The 20,685-nt window shown below is 32.2% G+C and carries 19 protein-coding genes; 9 read left to right on the top strand and 10 right to left on the bottom strand.

Features of this window, described 5'->3' with window-relative positions; all coding sequences use genetic code 11:
• Positions 1-25 precede the first annotated feature (25 nt).
• The 3 genes from D1815_RS04315 to D1815_RS04305 are packed head-to-tail and all read right to left on the bottom strand — an operon-like array spanning position 26 to position 3,705.
• Entirely contained in the window at positions 26-1,429 is a 1,404-nt protein-coding gene (locus D1815_RS04315) for a bifunctional UDP-3-O-[3-hydroxymyristoyl] N-acetylglucosamine deacetylase/3-hydroxyacyl-ACP dehydratase (protein ID WP_199726755.1), read from the bottom strand.
• Entirely contained in the window at positions 1,422-2,450 is a 1,029-nt protein-coding gene (lpxD, locus tag D1815_RS04310) for a UDP-3-O-(3-hydroxymyristoyl)glucosamine N-acyltransferase (RefSeq protein WP_108804076.1), read from the bottom strand. The genes D1815_RS04315 and lpxD overlap by 8 nt, the downstream gene beginning before the upstream one ends.
• A gap of 25 nt (positions 2,451-2,475) precedes the next feature.
• Entirely contained in the window at positions 2,476-3,705 is a 1,230-nt protein-coding gene (locus tag D1815_RS04305; RefSeq protein WP_118386032.1) for an HD domain-containing protein, read from the bottom strand.
• Between the two features lie 232 nt (positions 3,706-3,937).
• Between D1815_RS04305 and D1815_RS04300 the strand changes: the two genes are divergently transcribed.
• From D1815_RS04300 to D1815_RS04280, 5 genes are all read left to right on the top strand, one after another.
• A complete protein-coding gene (locus D1815_RS04300) occupies positions 3,938-5,488 on the top strand; it encodes a PglZ domain-containing protein (protein ID WP_027391658.1) in 1,551 nt (516 codons plus the stop codon).
• Between the two features lie 96 nt (positions 5,489-5,584).
• Positions 5,585-5,989, top strand: a complete 405-nt coding sequence (tsaE, locus tag D1815_RS04295; protein ID WP_108804074.1) for a tRNA (adenosine(37)-N6)-threonylcarbamoyltransferase complex ATPase subunit type 1 TsaE — start codon at positions 5,585-5,587, stop codon at positions 5,987-5,989.
• Between the two features lie 376 nt (positions 5,990-6,365).
• Positions 6,366-6,896, top strand: a complete 531-nt coding sequence (locus D1815_RS04290) for a hypothetical protein (RefSeq protein WP_118389864.1) — start codon at positions 6,366-6,368, stop codon at positions 6,894-6,896.
• 154 nt (positions 6,897-7,050) lie between these two features.
• On the top strand, positions 7,051-8,250 hold the full coding sequence (locus D1815_RS04285) for an alanine dehydrogenase (protein ID WP_118386031.1): 1,200 nt from the start codon (positions 7,051-7,053) through the stop codon (positions 8,248-8,250).
• Positions 8,251-8,363: 113 nt separating this feature from the next.
• Positions 8,364-8,738 (top strand): DUF4258 domain-containing protein, encoded by a 375-nt coding sequence (locus D1815_RS04280; RefSeq protein WP_118386030.1) that lies wholly within the window; start codon positions 8,364-8,366, stop codon positions 8,736-8,738.
• A 154-nt stretch (positions 8,739-8,892) separates the two neighbouring features.
• Here D1815_RS04280 and D1815_RS04275 read toward each other — a convergent pair whose 3' ends face one another.
• Positions 8,893-9,183 (bottom strand): DUF1272 domain-containing protein, encoded by a 291-nt coding sequence (locus D1815_RS04275; RefSeq protein ID WP_118389861.1) that lies wholly within the window; start codon positions 9,181-9,183, stop codon positions 8,893-8,895.
• A gap of 22 nt (positions 9,184-9,205) precedes the next feature.
• Positions 9,206-9,865 (bottom strand): pyridoxamine 5'-phosphate oxidase family protein, encoded by a 660-nt coding sequence (locus D1815_RS04270; RefSeq protein ID WP_118386029.1) that lies wholly within the window; start codon positions 9,863-9,865, stop codon positions 9,206-9,208.
• A 73-nt stretch (positions 9,866-9,938) separates the two neighbouring features.
• On the opposite strand from D1815_RS04270, the gene D1815_RS04265 reads away from it, so the two are divergent.
• Positions 9,939-11,435 (top strand): PLP-dependent aminotransferase family protein, encoded by a 1,497-nt coding sequence (locus D1815_RS04265; protein ID WP_118386028.1) that lies wholly within the window; start codon positions 9,939-9,941, stop codon positions 11,433-11,435.
• Here the strand turns inward: D1815_RS04265 and D1815_RS04260 are convergent.
• The 3 genes from D1815_RS04260 to D1815_RS04250 form a co-directional block, all read right to left on the bottom strand.
• On the bottom strand, positions 11,425-11,997 hold the full coding sequence (locus D1815_RS04260) for a pentapeptide repeat-containing protein (protein ID WP_118386027.1): 573 nt from the start codon (positions 11,995-11,997) through the stop codon (positions 11,425-11,427). The two genes, D1815_RS04265 and D1815_RS04260, sit on opposite strands and share 11 nt — an antisense overlap.
• Positions 11,998-12,073: 76 nt before the next feature.
• Positions 12,074-12,454, bottom strand: coding sequence for a VOC family protein (locus tag D1815_RS04255; protein WP_118386026.1), 381 nt, complete (start codon positions 12,452-12,454; stop codon positions 12,074-12,076).
• A gap of 5 nt (positions 12,455-12,459) precedes the next feature.
• Positions 12,460-13,635 carry a proline dehydrogenase family protein gene (locus D1815_RS04250; protein ID WP_118386025.1) on the bottom strand — a complete coding sequence of 392 codons (1,176 nt, stop codon included), beginning with the start codon at positions 13,633-13,635 and terminating at the stop codon, positions 12,460-12,462.
• A gap of 166 nt (positions 13,636-13,801) precedes the next feature.
• Here D1815_RS04250 and aroB point away from each other — a divergent pair, with 166 nt between their 5' ends.
• A complete protein-coding gene (gene aroB, locus D1815_RS04245; protein WP_118386024.1) occupies positions 13,802-14,872 on the top strand; it encodes a 3-dehydroquinate synthase in 1,071 nt (356 codons plus the stop codon).
• A gap of 47 nt (positions 14,873-14,919) precedes the next feature.
• Positions 14,920-15,636, top strand: a complete 717-nt coding sequence (locus D1815_RS04240; protein ID WP_147404203.1) for a hypothetical protein — start codon at positions 14,920-14,922, stop codon at positions 15,634-15,636.
• A 45-nt stretch (positions 15,637-15,681) separates the two neighbouring features.
• Here D1815_RS04240 and D1815_RS04235 read toward each other — a convergent pair whose 3' ends face one another.
• Together D1815_RS04235 and D1815_RS04230 are read right to left on the bottom strand one after the other, a co-directional pair.
• A complete protein-coding gene (locus D1815_RS04235; RefSeq protein WP_118386022.1) occupies positions 15,682-17,124 on the bottom strand; it encodes a DASS family sodium-coupled anion symporter in 1,443 nt (480 codons plus the stop codon).
• Positions 17,125-17,649 (bottom strand): hypothetical protein, encoded by a 525-nt coding sequence (locus tag D1815_RS04230; protein WP_118386021.1) that lies wholly within the window; start codon positions 17,647-17,649, stop codon positions 17,125-17,127.
• A 152-nt stretch (positions 17,650-17,801) separates the two neighbouring features.
• Here D1815_RS04230 and uvrA point away from each other — a divergent pair, with 152 nt between their 5' ends.
• Positions 17,802-20,633, top strand: coding sequence for an excinuclease ABC subunit UvrA (uvrA, locus tag D1815_RS04225; RefSeq protein WP_118386020.1), 2,832 nt, complete (start codon positions 17,802-17,804; stop codon positions 20,631-20,633).
• Positions 20,634-20,685: the final 52 nt, after the last annotated feature.

Raw genomic sequence — 20,685 nt, 5'->3', positions numbered from 1 at the left:
ATATAATAACTGATATACTAAATAATTATTTTGATTTGACTATTTGTGCCATAAGTTCTGCTTCAGTCACTAACTTTCCGTTAGCGTATGCAAATGCTTGCATATGACAAATTCCCCTTCTAATCGGAGTAAGCAATTCTAACTTAAATATTAACGTATCCCCTGGCAGTACCTGCTGTTTAAATTTAACCTTATCAATTTTCATAAAATAAGTAAGGTAATTTTCTGGATCAGGAACTGTACTCAACGCTAAAATACCACCTGTCTGAGCCATCGCTTCTACTTGCATGACTCCTGGCATAACAGGTGCTCCAGGGAAATGCCCAACAAAAAACGGTTCATTCATAGTCACATTTTTCATCCCAACAACATGTTTGTCCGACATTTCTAAAATCCGATCAATCAACAAAAATGGAGGTCTATGAGGAAGCATAGACATAATTTTATTGATATCCATTAAAGGCTCTTGATTTAAATCAAATTTAGGAACTTTATTACGTTTCTCAATTTTTATAATCTTAGAAAGTTTCTTAGCAAATTGCGTGTTTACGTAATGTCCAGGTTTATTTGCTATGATTTTACCTCTTATTCGTGTTCCAATAAGAGCAAGATCTCCTATAACATCTAATAATTTGTGTCTCGCAGCCTCATTAGGATAATGCAATGTTAAATTATCTAATATCCCATTTGGTTTTATAGCGATAGATTCTTTTCCAAAAGCAACTTTAAGTTTTTCCATGGTACTAGGACTTAATTCCTTATCCACATAAACGATTGCATTATTTAAATCTCCACCTTTTATCAAACCATGTTCTAATAACATCTCAAGTTCATGCAAAAAGCTAAATGTTCTAGCATCTGCTATTTCTTCTTTAAAATCAGAAAGATGCTTTAAAGATGCATTTTGCGTTCCTAAAACCTTAGTGCCAAAATCCACCATTGTGGTTACTTGATACTCATCAGATGGCATTACGATAATTTCACTTCCAGATTCTTCATCTGTATATGATATTACATCTTTAACTATGTATTCATCTCTTTCTACTTCTTGCTCTACAATACCTGCTTGCTCTAAAGCTTGTATAAAAAACTTGCTAGATCCATCCATTATAGGTGGTTCAGAAGCATTAAGTTCTATCAATAAATTATCTATTTCTAGACCAACACAGGCTGCTAAAACATGTTCCGAAGTTTGAATACTTACTCCATTTTTCTCAAGGTTTGTTCCTCTTTGAGTATTTACAACATAGTTAGCATCTGCCTCTATAATTGGATTGCCTTCTAAATCAACACGGCAAAAAGCGTATCCATGGTTCTCAGGTGCAGGTTTAAAAGTAAGTGTAACTTCTTTTCCTGTGTGAAGCCCTACTCCTTTGAGCTCTATTTCTTTCTGAATAGTTCTTTGTTTATTCGCAACGGAATTACTCATTGTCATCTATCTTTTTCTCAAGTTTGTATACTCTATCTACAATTTTGGGTAAATTTTTAAAATGTACATAAGATTTATTATAATCTGAGTACCCTAATGCTGGAGAACCTTGAATAGCTTCTCCATCTTTAATATTTCTTCCTATTCCTGATTGTGCCTGAATTCTGACATTATTGCCTATAACTAAATGTCCGGCAATACCAACCTGGCCTCCTATCAAACAATGTTTTCCTATTTTAGTAGATCCTGCAATACCAGTTTGCGCAGCGATTGCAGTATGCTCTCCGATCTCTACATTATGTGCTATCTGAATCTGATTGTCGAGTTTTACTCCTCTTCTAATAATTGTTGATCCAAGTGTAGCTCTATCAATTGTTGTTCCTGCGCCAACATCTACGCTGGATTCGATAATAACATTTCCTGTCTGAGGAACTTTACTGTACTCCCCCTTTTCATTAGGTGTAAACCCAAATCCATCTGCACCAACAATAGCACCACTATGAATAACACAATCGTCACCTATTATTGATTCAGAATATATTTTTGCTCCTGCGAAAACAACAACATTATTTCCTATAGTAACATTATCGCCTATATATACATTAGGATAAATCTTAGCATTTTCTCCAATACTTACATTATCTCCTAAATAAGAAAACGCACCTAAATATATATTATCTCCATACTTAGCTGTTTCTGAAATAAAACTGGGCTGTTCTATTCCCGTTTTATTCATTTTTACCATATTATAATAATCCAACAATTGAGAAAATGCTTTATACGCATCATCCACTCTAATTAAAGTAGTCTTAATATTAGACTCAGCTTCAAATGTTTTATCTACTATTGTAATTGACGCATCAGTAGAATAAATGTATGGAGTATATTTGGGGTTAGACAAGAATGTTAGCGAACCTTTAGTCCCTTCTTCTATCTTTGCTAGTTTTGATACTTCTACGGTTTCATCTCCTTCGATTTCACCATTTAGAATACCTGCAATTTGTGTGGCTGTAAAAATCATTAGCAACAAAAGTATAAAAAATGTGTTAATCTATGTACTTTGGATAACATATAAAATATTTAGTCACTGGTTTTGATAACGCCTTCAAATTAAATTGATCCGTAGCACTCACAATATCAACTATTTTGCTTGATTTATATAAAATATTTATATTCTGTTTATTTTGATGATAAGCCTGATTAGAAATCATTCCTGTAAATATAAAATAACGTGCTTCCTCTTCAGAAATGTTAGATTTTAATCTAAAATCATTTATACGTTTATCTATTTTATCCGCATTAAATGTTTTCTTTTTAATCTTTATACGCAATAAATCTCTATCGATAATCATATTGCACAAATTTCGTAAAACAAAATCTTCAGAAGTTGCCCATTCCTTCATAGCTGATACTATATCATAATCATCCAACTTCGAAAAAGTTTCTAAAACCTCTTTTGTAAAATTATCTGCAGTTATTTTATTTTCTAGAAAAAACAACAAAGGTTTACTAGCATTTAATTTTTCTCCTTGATCAACTAATTCTTTTGCTCTTTTTAGAACTCTAATCAATAGACTTTCGGCTACTATACTAGTTTTATGTAAGTATACTTGCCAATACATAAGTCTTCTTGCTAATAAAAACTTCTCTACCGAATATATCCCTTTTTCTTCAACTACCAATTCATCCTCTTCAACATTTAGCATGGTGATAAGACGTTCACTATTAATGTTACCTTCTGCGACTCCGGTATAAAAACTATCTCGCTTTAGATAATCTAAACGATCCATATCTAATTGTCCAGAAATCAACTGATGCAGGAATTGACGGTGATACTCTCCTTTAAAAATTTGTATAGCGAGCGTTAAACTCCCGTTAAATTCTTTATTGATTTCCTCCATAAACATCAAGGAAATTGCTTCGTGATTTACTTCATTAACTATACTATGTTCCATCGCATGAGAGAAAGGACCATGTCCTATATCATGTAATAATATAGCTATATATAATGCATCTTCTTCATCCGCAGAAATACTAACTCCTTTAAAACGAAGGACTCGCACTGCATTTTGCATTAAATGCATACATCCTAAAGCATGATGAAATCTAGTATGATGCGCTCCTGGATACACTAAATATGATAAGCCCATCTGAGATATTCTACGTAATCTTTGAAAATATCGATGTTCTAAAAGATCAAAAATTAGTTCATTAGGTATGGTAATAAAACCGTAAATTGGATCGTTTAATATTTTGAGTTTATTTCTTTTTTTCAAGTTTATAGTACTTTTATCAACAAATATATATGTATGGATTCAGAATTACGAATTAACTGATATGAATTATACTATATCCTTATATATTGATAAAGTAAAATTGTAATTATTTAAAATAGAAACAGTCACTAAATAAAATGAAACTAAAGAGTAAAAATTATATAAACTATACTCATTTAGTCGTTTTGTGACATAACCATCCGGTAATAACGAATAAAAAAATAACATAATAATGAGCAACATAAAGATACTTTGGGTAGATGATGAAATTGATTTATTGAAACCACATATATTATTTCTCGAAAAGAAAAATTATCAAGTTACCAAATGCCAAAGTGGTACTGAAGCGATTGAAACACTTGAAGATGAAAATTTTGACATCGTTTTTCTTGACGAAAATATGCCCGGACTATCAGGAATTGACACATTAGCGGAGATCAAAGAAAAGAATGACAGCCTTCCTGTGGTAATGATTACTAAAAGTGAAGAAGAATATATTATGGAAGAAGCAATTGGAAGCAAGATTGCTGACTATCTAATTAAACCCGTAAATCCGAATCAAATTTTACTGAGTCTAAAAAAGAATTTAGATCATTCTAGATTAGTTTCTGAAAAAACGACTTCAAATTATCAGCAGGAATTTAGAAAAATAGCTATGGATATGGCTATGGTAAATTCCTATTCTGAATGGGTTGATTTATACCAAAAACTAGTGTATTGGGAAATTCAATTAGAAGATATTGAAGATACCGGAATGTTTGAGATTTTAGAATCTCAAAAAGTAGAAGCAAATTCTCAATTCTGTAAATTTATTGACAAGAATTATCCGGACTGGTTTAACGGAGATGGAGACGCTCCAATTATGTCTCATACACTTTTTAAAGAGAAAGTAGTTCCAGAGTTAAGTAAAGAACAACCAACACTTTTTGTAGTAATTGATAATCTTAGGTATGATCAATGGAAAGCATTTGAACCCATTGTAAATAACTATTACAAAAAAGAAGAAGAAATATCGTATTGTAGTATTTTACCAACTGCAACACAATATGCCCGTAATGCTATTTTCTCCGGTCTTATGCCTGCCGACATGAAGAAAAGACATCCGGATCTTTGGTTAGACGATGTGGATGAAGGTGGTAAAAACATGAACGAGAATGAGTTTCTTACTGCGCAATTACAAAGACTAGGTCTTGACATTAAGCACGAATATTATAAAATCACAAATGAAAGATCTGGAAAAACCTTGGCAGCTAATTTTAAAGGACTTAAAGACAATGATCTAACAGTTGTTGTTTATAATTTTGTAGATATGTTGTCGCATAGTAAAACTGAAATGGAAGTGATTAAAGAGTTGGCTTCGAACGACAAGTCATACAGGTCATTAACCCAAAGCTGGTTTAAAAACTCTCCTTTGTTAGAGATGATACAACAAGCACAGCAAATGGGATTTAAATTATTAATTACTACAGATCACGGGACCATTAATGTAAAAAACCCTTCTAAGGTGATTGGTGATAAGAATACTAGTTTAAACCTAAGATATAAAACTGGAAAGAGTCTTACTTATGAAGATAAAGAAGTATTAGCAGCTACAAATCCGAAATCTATTCATCTACCATCCATTAATATGAGTAGTTCATTTATCTTTGCAAAAGGAGATTATTTCTTTGCGTATCCAAACAATTACAATCATTATGTTGGATATTATAGAAATACATATCAACACGGAGGAGTTTCTCTTGAAGAAATGATTATTCCGTTTGCGGTGTTAAATCCGCGATAAATAAAACATTTATTATAAAAGCGTATGTACTATTAAAAAATATAATAGTACATACGCTTTATTAACTTTGACAAGTCATTCTAAAAACAAACTGTAGTGAAGATAACGTATACCCTAGACGAACTTTCGCAAACTGCACAACACATTATTACCCACTCCAAACATAAAACATTGCTTTTTGATGCAGAAATGGGAGTTGGTAAAACAACCTTAATTAAAGAGATCTGCAAACAACTAGGTGTACGTGATACCATTTCTAGTCCTACCTACTCTTTAGTAAATGAATACCAAGGTGAAGAAAACACCATTTATCATTTTGATTTTTACCGAATACAAGACGAAGAAGAAGCTTATGATATTGGTTTTGAAGAATACCTAGACACCAATGCTTGGGTATTTATAGAATGGCCAGAAAAAATATCCAATTTATTACCAGAAAATAGTGTTAAAATTAAAATTGAGCTATTAAACGATGGTAAAAGAGTACTTTTTTTAGGGTAAAAAGATGTTAAAAAAGTCATTTTAATAAACTTTAACAGAGTTACGCTTTTTCTTACAGCTAGAATAACCTATTTTTATTGTTGTTTTTTACTAGTACTTAATCGATAAAAATATGTTTTTCAACAGGAATCACGTAAGGAATATACTTTTTTGCAGTAACAAAATAACCTTCTTACAGCTTGCAAAACTACAATTTTTTTGAATTGAGCTACCGATAGATTTTCATCTAAGTTTGGGACCATAACTAATTTAAACCCTATAAAGATGAAAATCACAACAACCATTATTTTTAGTTTTTTATTTTCCCTAACAACCTACATATTCTCCGATGTAGATAATGACAACCAGACAAAACTCAATACCTCAACCACACAAAATGACAACACCCAGCAAGGAAAAACTATCTCAAAATCAATCTTATCCCCCAAGAAAAAAATCAAAGTACCTGGCTCTAAGTAATATTGTAGTTATTTTAATAGCTATAATTCCTTTTTTATTTTACATAAATGATATTTTCCCAGATGGTGCCATCTGGGAAAATTCTTTTTTCACTTATCAAAGTAAATATTATGAAAGTGTTAATGTATTTATATGGGTTGTACTCGGAAAACTTATCCCCTTACTCCTATTCATAATATGGTTTTTCACCTGTAAGCATTGGTGGTACCCTGTTATTCTGATTCCAATTTCTCTTTACTCTTTTCAGCTTGTATTTATCATTCTAGAAGATTCAGAACAAATTGATAGTGATCATTTTTATTATCTAATACCAGTTGTAATAATTATATTATGTACGGTATATTCTATGAGAACAAAAATCTTTGATAAAATACATGGTATTGATCTGTCAGAATTAAACTCTTTAAACAAATCGAATAAAAAATCTTGGTGGAATCGATTTCGCTAGTTGTGAAACATTAATAATTTATGTGTATTTAAATATACAAGGGGTTTATTTATGTAATTCTGCATTACTTATATAAACCTTTGCAAATACGGTAATACTAAATTTGGATGCTATCCTTTTTTATTCGTAATTTGAGATAAAGAATATCACACAGATGAGCAAACCAACCTCTCCTTTTACCAAAGAACAGCTTCTACCTCAAGAAGAAATGATTGAAGTCGCTCGAAAAAAAGGAAAACTTTTTATAGGCATACCTAAAGAAACTAGTTATCAGGAGAAGCGAGTATGTTTAACTCCGGATGCCGTTGCTGCGTTAACAGCTCATGGTCATCGAGTATTATTAGAAACTAATGCAGGATTAGGAGCAAGTTTTACTGATCGCGAATACAGTGAGGCCGGTGCAGAGATCACAAATGATACTAAAAAAGTTTTTGGTTGCCCTATTATCCTAAAAGTTGAACCACCATCAATAGAAGAATTAACGCATATCAATCCACAAACAGTTTTAATTTCTGCGTTACAACTAAAAACACAATCCAAGATATATTTCCAAGAATTGGCAAAAAAAAGGATTACAGCTTTAGGATTCGAATTTATTAGAGATGCAGACGGAGCTTATCCAGCAGTTCGTGCATTGAGCGAAATTGCAGGAACGGCAGCTGTATTAATTGCTTCAGAATTAATGAGTAGTTCTACTCAAGGTTCTGGATTAATGATGGGAAATATAAGTGGTGTTCCTCCCGTAGAAGTAGTTATTATTGGTGCTGGTACGGTAGGAGAATTTGCAGCTCGTTCTGCTATAGGATTAGGTGCTAATGTAAAAGTTTTTGACAACTCTATTACAAAACTTAGATGTATTCAGACTAACATAGGACGACCATTATACACCTCAACAATACAGCCCAAAAATTTATTAAAAGCCTTGAGACGCTGTGATGTAGTTATTGGTGCTGTTAGAGGAAAAAACAGATCGCCAATCATTGTTTCTGAAACCATGGTAGAGCGCATGAAAAATGGTGCTGTAATCATAGATGTTAGTATCGATATGGGTGGTTGTTTTGAAACCAGCGAGGTAACCTCTCATGATCATCCAACTTTTGAAAAACATGGTGTAGTGCATTATTGTGTTCCTAATATCCCATCACGATATGCAAAAACTTCATCTTTATCTATTAGTAATATATTTACCCCATACCTATTACAAATCGGAGATGAAGGTGGTATAGAGAATGCAGTTCGTTTTGATCGAGGTTTAAAAAGTGGATTATACTTTTATCACGGAATTCTCACAAGTAAATCTATAGCTGATTGGTTTGACCTGTCGTATAGAGACATCAACCTTTTAATACTATAATTTTAATACCTGAAAACACTAAGGAAAAGGGTTTTTTTATAATCTTCTTTCCTATTTAGAAAGTTTGTAACTCCAAAACTTTCCTTACTTTTGAAGTTTCATTTTAGAAAGATATGAAACTAGCACATAGACTGGGATTTTACTTTTTTGGATTTATTATCGGATTATTTTTACTCCTGTTTTTCTTAGGAGGAAAAAACGCGTCTTGCGACTATTCTCCCAATGCTCGAGTATTAAAAAACATAAGAATTAAAGAGCGTGTATTCTCCGAAGATATTTTAAGTTCCATGCAAATCCATAACATAGATACTGCAGACATCACGTCTATATTAACTACTGGAAATGTGGATTTTGGAAAAAGCAATACTAAATTAGATTCATGTAACACCTATTTTATAGAAGGGCAGATTAAAGAAAAAAATATTGGACTACATATAGCAAATTGTGATTCTATTGCTAGAATGAATGCTTTAGAGATTTTAAAATAATTAGAGTTTCTTACTAATCATCCAAAAATCAAAATCTTCTTTACCAATACAAAATTTATTGCCTTAGGCTCAGGTATTGTTCTTGCTATTGTTTGAGTTTTTGTAGAACAAAAAACTAGAGAAAAAAGAAAATCTATATCCTAACAAACCTTCCCTATCGCTCTCTAGGGTTAGTACCTCTGAACTTTTCTAGTAATTTCTTGAATTTTTCGAGTTTTACTGGTTTATAAACCACTTTGGTACTTAAAGGATATTTTTCTAATAACTTGGTAGGCCTAGATGGCCTTTTAGTAAAACCTCCTCCACAATTTGGACAAACATTAAACAAAACAGTATCCACACAATCTTTACAAAAAGTACATTCAAAAGTACAAATCATTGCCTCTTTACTATCATTAGGTAATGATACATTACAGTTTTCACAGGTGGGTCTAATTTCTAACATACTAATTAAATTTGATTCTACCTTAACTATTATCATTCACATATTGCGATACAGCATTAGGGATTTTAATTTCAGGGTTTAAATTAGATTCCGAAATAGGCTCATATGCAACTTGTTTAATAGGTACGACACCAGCCCAAATTGGTAAATTATGATCTTCTTTTTCATCCACAACACCTTCTGCCCTTACCTTAGCTGAGGCAGTATCTATTTTAATAGCCATTACTAATGTAGCATTAAATTCTTTAGTATTAGGTTTTCTTATATTATTCCAATGTCCCGGAACCATATGATTTAAAATACATTCTAAAGCACTCATCTTCTCTTTAGGATCTTCCACTTTGCGTACATTTCCAAAAACAGTCACAGATCGATAATTCGCAGAATGATGAAATGCAGATCTTGCCAAAATCAAACCATCGAGATGAGTTACAGAAATACTTGCTTTACCTTCTTCCAACAAATTAACGATCATTCTATTTTTTAACGAACCATGAATATAAATCGTGTCTCCTTCTCTTCCATACGCTGTAGGTATCACTATTGCTTGATTGTTCCAAACATATCCTACATGACATAAAAAGGTATCATCCAAAATCTTATTAATTTCCATCTTATCGTAGGTAGCTCTTTTTGCCCCTCTAATTACTTTATTAAGAGGGGTAACTTTATATTCTGACATTACTTGTTCTTTTTTTGATTTAAATCAAAATTAGTAGTTTTATGGTGTATTAAATTAATCCAGTTTGCATATTATGAGTAGTCCGGTAATATTTCCATTTAAGAGCAACATCGATTTAGATAAAAATTCAAGTCGACACCTCTACTTACAATTATGTGATCAATTGATTGGATTTATCAAATCCGGAAAACTAGCTCCTTCTACAAAGCTACCTGGATCACGTAAATTATCGGAAGATTTAAAAATACATCGCAAAACTGTAATCGCAGCCTATGATGAACTAATATCACAAGGCTGGATAGAAAGTATTCCGGCAAAAGGGACGTTTGTTAATCACAATTTACCAATTATAAACCCGAAAAAACTTGCTAATTCTAATAAACCTGTCTCATCGAAAAACATATCGGGGTTTGATTTTAAAAAACGTAAAAACTTATTTATAAAAGGAATAGAAACCATACAAGCTTCTCTTAAAGTAGATGAAGGAGTTCCTGATCACCGATTGGCGCCTATAGAAGATATTGCAAGAAACTATAGAAACATTACAAATAAAAAACATTACCAAGAATTATTAACCTATGGTGATACACATGGTAATTTCGATCTACGCAAAGCACTAGTATCATATCTAAATAAAACGAGAGGGTTAAAAATAACTACGGATAACATTCTCATAACAAGAGGAAGTCAAATGGGAATTTACCTTGCAAGTGAATTACTGCTTGATGATCAGAAAATTATTGTCACAGGGAACACCAATTATATGACAGCCGATAATACATTTATAGAAGCTAATGGTATTATCAAGCAAGTTTCTGTAGATCAACATGGTATTAATACTATGGAAATTGAAAAAATATGTAAAAAAAACAAGATTAGTGCTGTTTATGTTACATCTCATCACCACCATCCTACAACTGTAACTTTATCTGCAGAAAGACGTATGCATTTACTTAATCTAGCACAAGAGAATAATTTTGCAATTATAGAGGATGACTATGACTATGATTTTCATTATCGCAATGCACCTATTCTACCATTGGCGAGTAATGATACCAAAGGGAATGTGATTTATATTGGAGGGTTTACAAAAATTATTGCTCCTGCTTTACGAATTGGTTATTTTATTGCTGCTAAAGATGTTATAGATGAGGCAGCAAGATTAAGGCGTATTATCGATAGACAAGGCGACACTTTATTAGAACAAACATTAGCAAGAATGATCATCAATGGAGATGTCCAAAGACATAGTAATAAAGTTCGAAAGATTTATAAAGAACGAAGAGACCTATTCTGCGGTTTATTAAGAGAGAAGCTTGTTGATTTTTTTGATTTTGAAACTCCAAATGGAGGAATGGCAGTTTGGGTTAGATTAAAACAACCTTATAATTGGGATGTAGTAATGGCAGAAGCTTTAAAATTAAATGTAGCTTTTAATCCCGAATGGAGGCGTTATGACAACAACAACCTAGGACACAATGGAATACGAATAGGGTTTGCAGCTTTAAACAAAGAAGAAATTATTACTGTTATAAATACATTAGAAACCGTTATGAAATCTATTCGATAATTAGATCAAACTTCTTTAACAACCCTTTCATATTATCTTTAGAAAACGTAGCTTTCTTTAACCTATTATTTGTAGGATCTATATCAAAATTAATTGCTGTTCTAAAATCCACTTTTTCTGCATTTGTTTGATCAAAAATAGCAGTAGACAAATCACAATTATTAAAGACAGAACCAGTAATTGTAGCTTCTGTAAAGTCAACACCTATCAGCTTAGATTTAGCAAATAAGATATTCTTTAATTCAAAACCATAAAAAGAAGCATAATCTAACACACAAGCTTTAAACTCTACCGAAAACATAAATGCATTACAACTACTGAAATTTGCTCCTAAAAGTTTACAATTTTCAAAAACACACGCATCTCTAAAAGAAGCCTGTTTCATCATAACTTGGGTAAAATTACAATCTATAAATGTACACTCTAAAAATAGTACAACGGATAAATTTGCCTCTGTAAAATCGCAATTAACAAATGAACAATTATCATATTCTGTGCCTGGTATTTTTTGATTAGAAAAATCGTGATTAGTAAATGTTTGATCTAATATTATGTTATTCATATATGTGATTGTTAGAAGCTATTTTAACCAATAATTCTCAGTACAATTTATATAACAAATTTGTCTAGTATCGTTACTAACTATTTATTTTCCAGGGAGGGTTTTTCCTATTATCGCCAGCAAAATATAAAATAATATTATTTCCATCGGGATCTTTAAGTCTTGCTTCTCTCCATAACCAACTTTGATCTGTTGGTAATAGATCGAATTCTATTCCTATAGATCTTAGCGTATCCACCTCTTTATCTAGTTGTTCCGTTTCAAAATAAATGTAAACACCTTCTCCTTCTGGCAATTTTTCAACTTCATGAATAGAAAAAGTAGCTTCTCCTTCTTTACACTCGAATCTAGCATAATGTGGTAATGCTTTTACAATTAGCACTAAACCTAATTTCTCATAAAAAGAAATAGATTTTTCCACATTTTTAGATGGAACAGTGACTTGATTCAGATTCATAGTTGTTATAATTTTCTTCTTTTTCTTTCTTTAGATAACAAATCTAACTCTCTAGTTGTTTGACCAGCAACCGAAGTATTTTCTTCTGCTCTTCTTATAAGATAAGGCATAACATCCTTTACAGGACCGAACGGTAAATATTTAGCAACATTATATCCTTCTGAAGCCAAATTAAAACTAATATGATCACTCATACCATACAACTGTCCTAACCAAACTCTAGGATCATTTTTTACAATTTTTTGTTTTCTCATCAATTCAACAGCCTGATAACAACTTATTTCATTGTGAGTACCAATGAACACAGAAATATCATTTAAGTTTTCCAATATATATTCTAAAGTAGTATTAAAATTAAGGTCTGTAGCCTCTTTGCTTTCGCATATTGGAGTTGGGTATCCTTTTTCTGAAGCGCGATCATTTTCTTTTTCCATATAAGCCCCACGAACAATCTTCATTCCGATCTTAAATCCGTATACATTCGCCTCTTCATGCAACCTTTTTAAATAAGCCAATCGATCATGTCTATACAACTGCAATGTATTATATACTATCGCCTTTTCTTTATTGTACTTACGCATCATTTTGGCCACTAACTCATCCGCAGCATCTTGCATCCAACTTTCTTCTCCATCAATTAACAGCGGAACATCACATTCATATGCTTTTTTGCATACCTGATCAAAACGTTCTTCTATCCTTTTCCATTCTTGTTCTTCTTCTTTAGTTAATGGAGTACCTTCTGTTTTCTTTTGCCATACTAGAAATCTACCAAAACCAGTAGGTTTAAACACCGCAAAAGGAATTGCTTCTTTTTGATCTACAAAATCAAGAATTTTCAATATCTTCTTAAGCACATGATCAAACTGCTCTTCTTCTTCTTTACCTTCAACAGAATAATCTAACACGGAAGAAACTCTTCCTTTGGCATACATTTTTTCAACAACTGGCAAACAATCTTCTTCATCCACTCCACCACAAAAATGATCAAAAACCGTTGCTCTAATTAATCCTTTAACGGGTAAATGGGCTTTCAACGCAAAATTGGTTACCGCAGTACCAATACGAACAAGAGGTTCATTAGCAATCATTTTAAAAAGAAAATATGCTCTTTCCAGTTCCGAATCACTTTTTAAAGCAAAAGCAGTTTCGGTATTATCAAACAAAGTATGTTCCTTCATTAAGTCTAAATTTTAAATATTCTTAACAATCAACCTAAATTCATTAAAATAACCATAGTATTATTAACTACTAGCTATTTGTTTTAAGATATCTGCAAATATAGAACTTGGAAGTTTATTTTATTACAAATTCTACTTAATTTCACAGCCTGTTAAAACACCTTTTATGAAGCCCATAGTTTCTAAAGATTCTATCGTATATTTTAACGATGAATGCTACACTGCTCTTAATGCTTATTTAGAAAAAGCAAACCATTCTAAAATTTTCATTCTTGTTGATAGTAATACCTATCAAAACTGTTATGCTCATTTTATGAGTAAGATTGAAAAAGAATATGAAGTAGAAGTTTTAGAAATTGAACCAGGAGAAATCAACAAAAACATCGATACATGTACTAGCATATGGAATGTACTTGCAGAATATGGAGCTGACAGAAAAAGTTTATTAATTAATTTAGGTGGTGGTGTAGTTACTGATCTTGGAGGATTTATCGCTTGCACCTATAAACGAGGTATTAGCTATATTAATGTACCTACTTCTTTATTAGCCATGGTGGATGCCTCTGTTGGAGGAAAAACAGGTGTGGATCTTGGGAATCTTAAAAATATGGTGGGAGTCATTAGCGAATCCGAAATGGTTCTTGTGGATACTGAATTTTTAGGAACTCTGCCTGTTAATCAAATGTGTAGCGGTTTTGCAGAAATGCTAAAACACGGATTAATACAAGACAGAGCATATTGGGATAAAATGAGCGACCTCTCTAAGTTAACCACAGATGATTTAGATCAATTAATCTACGACTCTGTAATTATCAAAAATAAGATTGTTTTTGAAGACCCTACTGAACAGAATATCAGAAAATATTTGAATTTTGGTCATACACTTGGTCATGCGATCGAATCTTTTTATTTAACACATCCAGAAAAACCTGAATTATTACATGGAGAAGCGATCGCCATTGGTATGATTTTGGAAGGTTTTATATCCGCAGCACTGCTATCTGTTACAGAATTAGAACTTATACAAATTACTCAAGTGATCCTAGCTACATTCCCCAAAGTTGATATTGACCCCAAAGATTATCCAACTATTATGAAACTACTGGTTCATGACAAAAAGAATGAAAAAGGGAATATTTATTTTGTTTTATTAAATACAATTGGTGACGCAAAATATAACTGTATTGTTTCTGATGATTTAATAATTGATGCTTTTGAATACTATGCTTCATTATAATTTCGGTTTGATTTAATATCTTTAAAACTGAATAAAATCTTACTATCTTGAAAAAACGTCTTTTTAAACTTTTAAAAATATTTTTCACCAGTTTATTGGTAATTGTAATATTTCTAATTGCTATTCTATATTTCTCTTTACATCAAAAAATGCCCAATGGTATCGCAGGAGAAGAAGCTGATAACTTTGCTTTACAAATGCAGAAAGCAGTAAACCACGATAAATTCATTAATACGGACTATATTCAGTGGTCTTTTAGAGACAAAAATCATTATATCTGGAATAAAAAATCTGGAAAGGTCGAAGTAAAATGGGATACTTATCGAGCAAACCTTGATCTACAAAATTCTGAAAACAGTTCTATTACTGAGAATGGAAACTTGATTGATTCTCCAAAGAAAGATAAGTTATTAAACAAAGCACTAGCTTATTTTAATAATGATTCTTTTTGGGTGGTAGCCCCTCACAAACTTTTTGATAATGGAGTGACTCGAAAATTAGTTGATTTAGAAAATGGTAGTAAAGGCTTATTAGTTACTTATGATTCGGGCGGCACTACACCTGGAGATTCTTATCTATGGAAAGTAGATGAAAACTATATACCAACTACCTATCAAATGTGGGTTTCATTAATTCCTATTGGAGGTATCGAAGCTAGTTGGGAGAACTGGAAAACCACGGAAAGCGGAGCCTATTTAGCACAATATCACAAGGCATTAGGTGTTGGAATTCCAATTAGTAATTTAAGAGCTTGGAATGAGTAAACAAGTATTATTCAGTACTCTTTACTTTGTACTTGATTCCATATCTCAAAACAATAGAGACACGTAAAATTTAAACAATAAGACTAATAATATTACTGATATGATATTTAGAATTAGTCCCGCTTTTACCATTTCAGATACTTTTACAAAACCACTAGCAAATACAATAGCATTTGGTGGTGTTGCCATAGGTAACATAAATGCACAACTTGCTGCCATTGTTACAGGAATTAATAAATGAAGCATTGGTATATCTAACCCTAAAGCAATTCCAGCTACTACAGGAACAAAAATCGCTACCAAAGCTACATTACTCATTAATTCTGTCATAAAGAGCATAAAAACGATCAGTAATAGTGTAACAACCAATAAGCTCAATCCTTTATTGGCTGCAATCATATTAGCTACTAGCTCTATCAAACCCGCATGAGATAGACCACTTGCTAATGCTAATCCTCCACCAAATAAAATTAGAATCCCCCAAGGAAGTTTTTGCGTATCTTTCCAAACCAATGTAAACTCTCCTTTACTTAACTTAAAAGGAATAACAAATAAAGCGAAGGCTCCCATCATACTAATTCCAGTATCTGATAATTTTAAACCAGGAAAAAAACCATTAATTGTAGTTCTAGAAATCCATAAAAATATCACCGCACTAAAAATCATTAACACTCTTCTCTCCGTTTGTTTAATTTTACCAAGCTTTTTTAATTCCTGATCAATAACTTCTTTAGAAGCAGAAAAGTCAACAATACGATTAGGATATATCCATTTTACGATCACTAAGTAAACAATTCCGATCATCAATACAGAAAAAGGAAATGCTAGTAACATCCAATTCAGAAAAGAGATCTCTATTTTATATTCATTTTCTAAAAACCCAACTAATACAGAGTTTGGCGGTGTACCGATAATAGTTGCAACTCCACCTACATTAGCAGAAAATGCAATCCCTAACATAATGCTCAGTGCAAAGTTTCTGTCATTTTTAGTAAAACCATCTTCATCATCTACCAAAAGCTGTATCACGGATAAAGCAATTGGAAGCATCACCACTGTACAAGCCGTATTACTAATCCACATACTCATAAAAGCTGTAGCAATCATAAATCCAAGAATCACACGATCAGGACTGGTTCCTGTTATTTTTATAATAGACAGTGCTATTCGCTTATGGAGATTTACTTTTTCTAAAGCCAACGCCATCACAAAACCACCAAAAAACAAAAATACTATTGGGCTACCATAACTTTGTGAAACTGTTTTAAGGTCCAAAACTCCCACTAATGGAAATAATATTAAAGGAATCAAAGCTGTAACCGATATAGAAACTGCCTCCGTTATCCACCAAACAATCATCCAAACCGCTACCGAAATTACTTTGTCGGCAATTTCTGAAACGATAACAATAGGAAGATTGATCAATAGCAAAAATAATATCGGCCCAGCTATTAATCCAATCTTTTTGATGAGTGGATATGGTGTCATTTATTTTTTGCTACTTCCTGTGAATTGTTGGGACTTATTATTGAACAGTACATTAAACGTAGTTAAACTGCCATACATACGGGTAATATATTGCTGTAAGTCAACCTTATCCTGATCATCTATCGCTTTAGAGCTATTAATCTTTTGTTCCATTACCCGGATACGATCTCGAACCATTACAATTTTATGAAAGAAAGTATCAATAGGAATTTCTTTAGAAGCTAAATTAGAATCACCTGGTTCCAAAATTAATTTTCCGCCTTTCCATTTATCAGCGATTGGAACTATTTCTGAGATATCGCTATAACGTTTTAACAACTCTCTAAATGTTTTTTCTACTTCATAGAAACTAATAGTATCAACTTCATCCTCTACTCCATCGATTATTTCAAAATCTTCATCAACATCAATAGTTTCTAATCCATTTTCTATAAAAGTTACCCAATACATTTTTGCAGTAACATTAGTAACTACACCCAATCCATAGGTTGGATGCTTTATTCTAGAGCCAATTCCTAATATCATTAATCTATGTTTTTAAGCTAAAATAAAAAAGTATGACGGTTTTATACACTGATTTATAAAAAATTATAACAGCTATTTAACAATTGTAAAAGCCAGCCTCATTTTACTAACACATTACAAATAACTACATTTGCAATCTTGGTTAAAAATTTATGGCAGTTTCAGAGGAAAATATTGAAGTTTTAGGTGCAAGAGTTCATAATCTAAAAAATATTGATGTAACCATACCCCGTGAAAAACTTGTTGTTATAACAGGGTTATCCGGATCAGGTAAGTCGTCATTGGCTTTTGACACAATATATGCTGAAGGACAACGCAGGTATATTGAAACTTTTTCTGCATATGCCAGACAATTTTTAGGGAGTTTAGAACGACCTGATGTGGATAAAATTGATGGCCTCTCTCCTGTTATTGCTATTGAACAAAAAACCACAAGTAAGAGTCCGAGAAGTACAGTAGGAACAATTACAGAAATTTATGATTTCCTAAGACTATTGTTTGCACGTGGAAGTGATGCCTATAGCTATAATACCGGCGAGAAAATGGTAAGCTATAGTGATGAGCAAATCAAAGATCTTATTCTCAAAGATTTTAATGGAAAGAGAATAAATATTCTCGCTCCTATTATACGATCTAGAAAAGGACATTACCGAGAACTTTTTGAGCAAATTGCCAAACAAGGTTTTGTTAAGGTAAGAACTGATGGTGAGATTAAAGATATCACCAAAGGCATGAAATTAGATCGATATAAAAATCACGATATCGAGATTGTTATTGACCGTCTTGCTGTTAGTAATGATAAAGACAATTCTAAACGGCTGATGGAAACCATTAATACTGCTATGTATCATGGTGATGATGTCTTAATGGTAATTGAACAAGAATCCCAAGAGGCACGTTTCTTTAGCAGAAATTTAATGTGCCCTTCTAGTGGAATCTCCTATCCTAACCCTGAACCAAATAACTTTTCATTTAACTCTCCAAAAGGAGCATGTCCTAAATGTAACGGTATTGGAAATCTGTACGAGGTAAACGTAAAAAAAATTATCCCTGATGATTCTAAATCAATTAAAAATGGAGGTTTAGTTCCGCAAGGACCTCAAAAAAATAATTGGATTTTTAAGCAACTTGAATTAATTGCCCAGCGTTTTGACTTCAAATTAAGCGACCCGATAAAGAATATTCCAGCAGAGGCTATGGAGATTATTCTTTATGGAGGAAAAGAAAAATTCACTGTAGATAGTAAAACACTTGGTGTTAAAAGAGAATACAAAATTGATTTTGAAGGAATTGCCACATTTATAGACAATACCTACACTAATAATGATTCGACTTCTTTACGTAGATGGGCAAAAGATTTTATGGATAATATTCAATGTCCTGAATGTAATGGCTCTAGATTAAGAAAAGAATCTTTATACTTTAAGGTTGGTGAGAAAAATATTGCTGATTTGGCTAATATGGATATAAGTGAATTGGCTGATTGGTTTAAAAAATTACCAGAACGACTAAGTGAGAAGCAGAAACAAATTTCTGGCGAAATTTTAAAAGAAATCAATGCTAGAATACAATTTTTAATTGATGTCGGATTAACTTATCTATCTTTAAACAGAAGCAGTAAATCACTTTCTGGTGGAGAAGCACAACGTATTCGGTTAGCAACACAAATAGGATCTCAATTAGTAGGAGTATTATATATCTTAGATGAACCAAGTATTGGACTACATCAGCGAGACAATGAGAAGTTGATTAACTCCTTAGTACAATTAAGAGATATAGGTAATTCCGTGATTGTTGTAGAACACGATAAAGATATGATCGAGCGAGCTGATCATGTCATTGATATTGGACCTAGAGCAGGAAAACACGGAGGAGAAATTATTAGTGAGGGTACTCCAAAAAACCTCCTAACTCACAACACTCTTACTGCTGATTATTTAAGTGGTAAAAAAGAAATTAAAGTTCCCGAAAAAAGAAGACAAGGAAACGGTAAGAAAATCTCTTTAACTGGAGCAACCGGGAATAATCTAAAAAATGTTTCTATAGATATTCCTTTAGGAAAGATGGTTGCTGTTACAGGAGTTTCTGGTAGTGGTAAATCTACACTGATAAATGAAACATTATATCCTATACTTAATGCATATTATTTTAATGGAGTTAAGAAACCAATGCCTTATAAAAAGATAAAAGGCTTAGAAAATGCGGATAAAGTAATCGATATTAATCAATCCCCAATTGGAAGAACACCAAGATCTAATCCTGCTACATATACCGGTGTATTTTCGGAGATTAGAAATTTATTTTCCAAAACACCTGAGGCAATGATTCGAGGATATAAACCTGGACGTTTTAGTTTTAATGTAGCTGGAGGTAGATGTGAAACCTGTAAAGGAGGAGGTTTGCGAGTTATAGAAATGAATTTCTTACCAGATGTGTATGTAGAATGCGAAACATGTCAGGGAAAAAGATTTAATAGAGAAACCCTAGAAATAAGATATAAAGGAAAATCCATCTCTGATGTGTTGGAAATGACAATCAATGAAGCTTGTGATTTTTTTGATCAAATTCCTAAAATTTTTAGAAAACTTAAAACTATTAGAAGTGTTGGTTTAGGATATATTACACTTGGGCAACAATCCACAACACTATCAGGTGGAGAAGCACAACGAATAAAACTGGCTACCGAATTGTCCAAAAGAGATACCGGAAATACTTTTTATATCTTAGACGAGCCAACAACAGGGCTTCATTTTGAAGATATTAGAGTATTAATGGACGTATTAAACGAATTAGTTGATAAAGGTAATACGGTACTAATAATTGAACATAACCTTGATGTAGTCAAAATGGCTGATTATATTATTGACATAGGATATGAAGGTGGTAAAAACGGTGGTGAGGTAGTAGCAAAAGGTACTCCTGAACAAATTATTAAAAACAAGAAGAGTTATACTGCGAAGTTTTTAGAAAAAGAACTGCGATAAATAATTTCTTCAATTTTGAAAATAAATAAACAAATAACAACAACTTGTTAAA

Origin of the sequence: Aquimarina sp. AD1, from assembly GCF_003443695.1 — a bacterium.
Taxonomy (GTDB): Bacteria; Bacteroidota; Bacteroidia; order Flavobacteriales; family Flavobacteriaceae; genus Aquimarina; species Aquimarina latercula.
The sequence above is the reverse complement of the archived record's forward strand: the minus strand, read 5'-3'. Positions and strand labels throughout refer to the sequence as shown.

Coding starts and splice junctions, on each gene's coding strand:
- uvrA (WP_118386020.1), top strand. CDS start 17,802: ATGGCAGTTTCAGAGGAAAATATTGAAGTTTTAGGTGCAAGAGTTCAT.
- D1815_RS04230 (WP_118386021.1), bottom strand. CDS start 17,649: ATGATATTAGGAATTGGCTCTAGAATAAAGCATCCAACCTATGGATTG.
- aroB (WP_118386024.1), top strand. CDS start 13,802: ATGAAGCCCATAGTTTCTAAAGATTCTATCGTATATTTTAACGATGAA.
- D1815_RS04300 (WP_027391658.1), top strand. CDS start 3,938: ATGAGCAACATAAAGATACTTTGGGTAGATGATGAAATTGATTTATTG.
- D1815_RS04270 (WP_118386029.1), bottom strand. CDS start 9,865: ATGTCAGAATATAAAGTTACCCCTCTTAATAAAGTAATTAGAGGGGCA.
- D1815_RS04315 (WP_199726755.1), bottom strand. CDS start 1,429: ATGAGTAATTCCGTTGCGAATAAACAAAGAACTATTCAGAAAGAAATA.
- D1815_RS04250 (WP_118386025.1), bottom strand. CDS start 13,635: ATGAAGGAACATACTTTGTTTGATAATACCGAAACTGCTTTTGCTTTA.
- D1815_RS04255 (WP_118386026.1), bottom strand. CDS start 12,454: ATGAATCTGAATCAAGTCACTGTTCCATCTAAAAATGTGGAAAAATCT.
- D1815_RS04235 (WP_118386022.1), bottom strand. CDS start 17,124: ATGACACCATATCCACTCATCAAAAAGATTGGATTAATAGCTGGGCCG.
- D1815_RS04275 (WP_118389861.1), bottom strand. CDS start 9,183: ATGTTAGAAATTAGACCCACCTGTGAAAACTGTAATGTATCATTACCT.
- lpxD (WP_108804076.1), bottom strand. CDS start 2,450: ATGATTTTTACAGCCACACAAATTGCAGGTATTCTAAATGGTGAAATC.
- D1815_RS04285 (WP_118386031.1), top strand. CDS start 7,051: ATGAGCAAACCAACCTCTCCTTTTACCAAAGAACAGCTTCTACCTCAA.
- D1815_RS04290 (WP_118389864.1), top strand. CDS start 6,366: ATGACAACACCCAGCAAGGAAAAACTATCTCAAAATCAATCTTATCCC.
- D1815_RS04265 (WP_118386028.1), top strand. CDS start 9,939: ATGAGTAGTCCGGTAATATTTCCATTTAAGAGCAACATCGATTTAGAT.
- D1815_RS04280 (WP_118386030.1), top strand. CDS start 8,364: ATGAAACTAGCACATAGACTGGGATTTTACTTTTTTGGATTTATTATC.
- D1815_RS04260 (WP_118386027.1), bottom strand. CDS start 11,997: ATGAATAACATAATATTAGATCAAACATTTACTAATCACGATTTTTCT.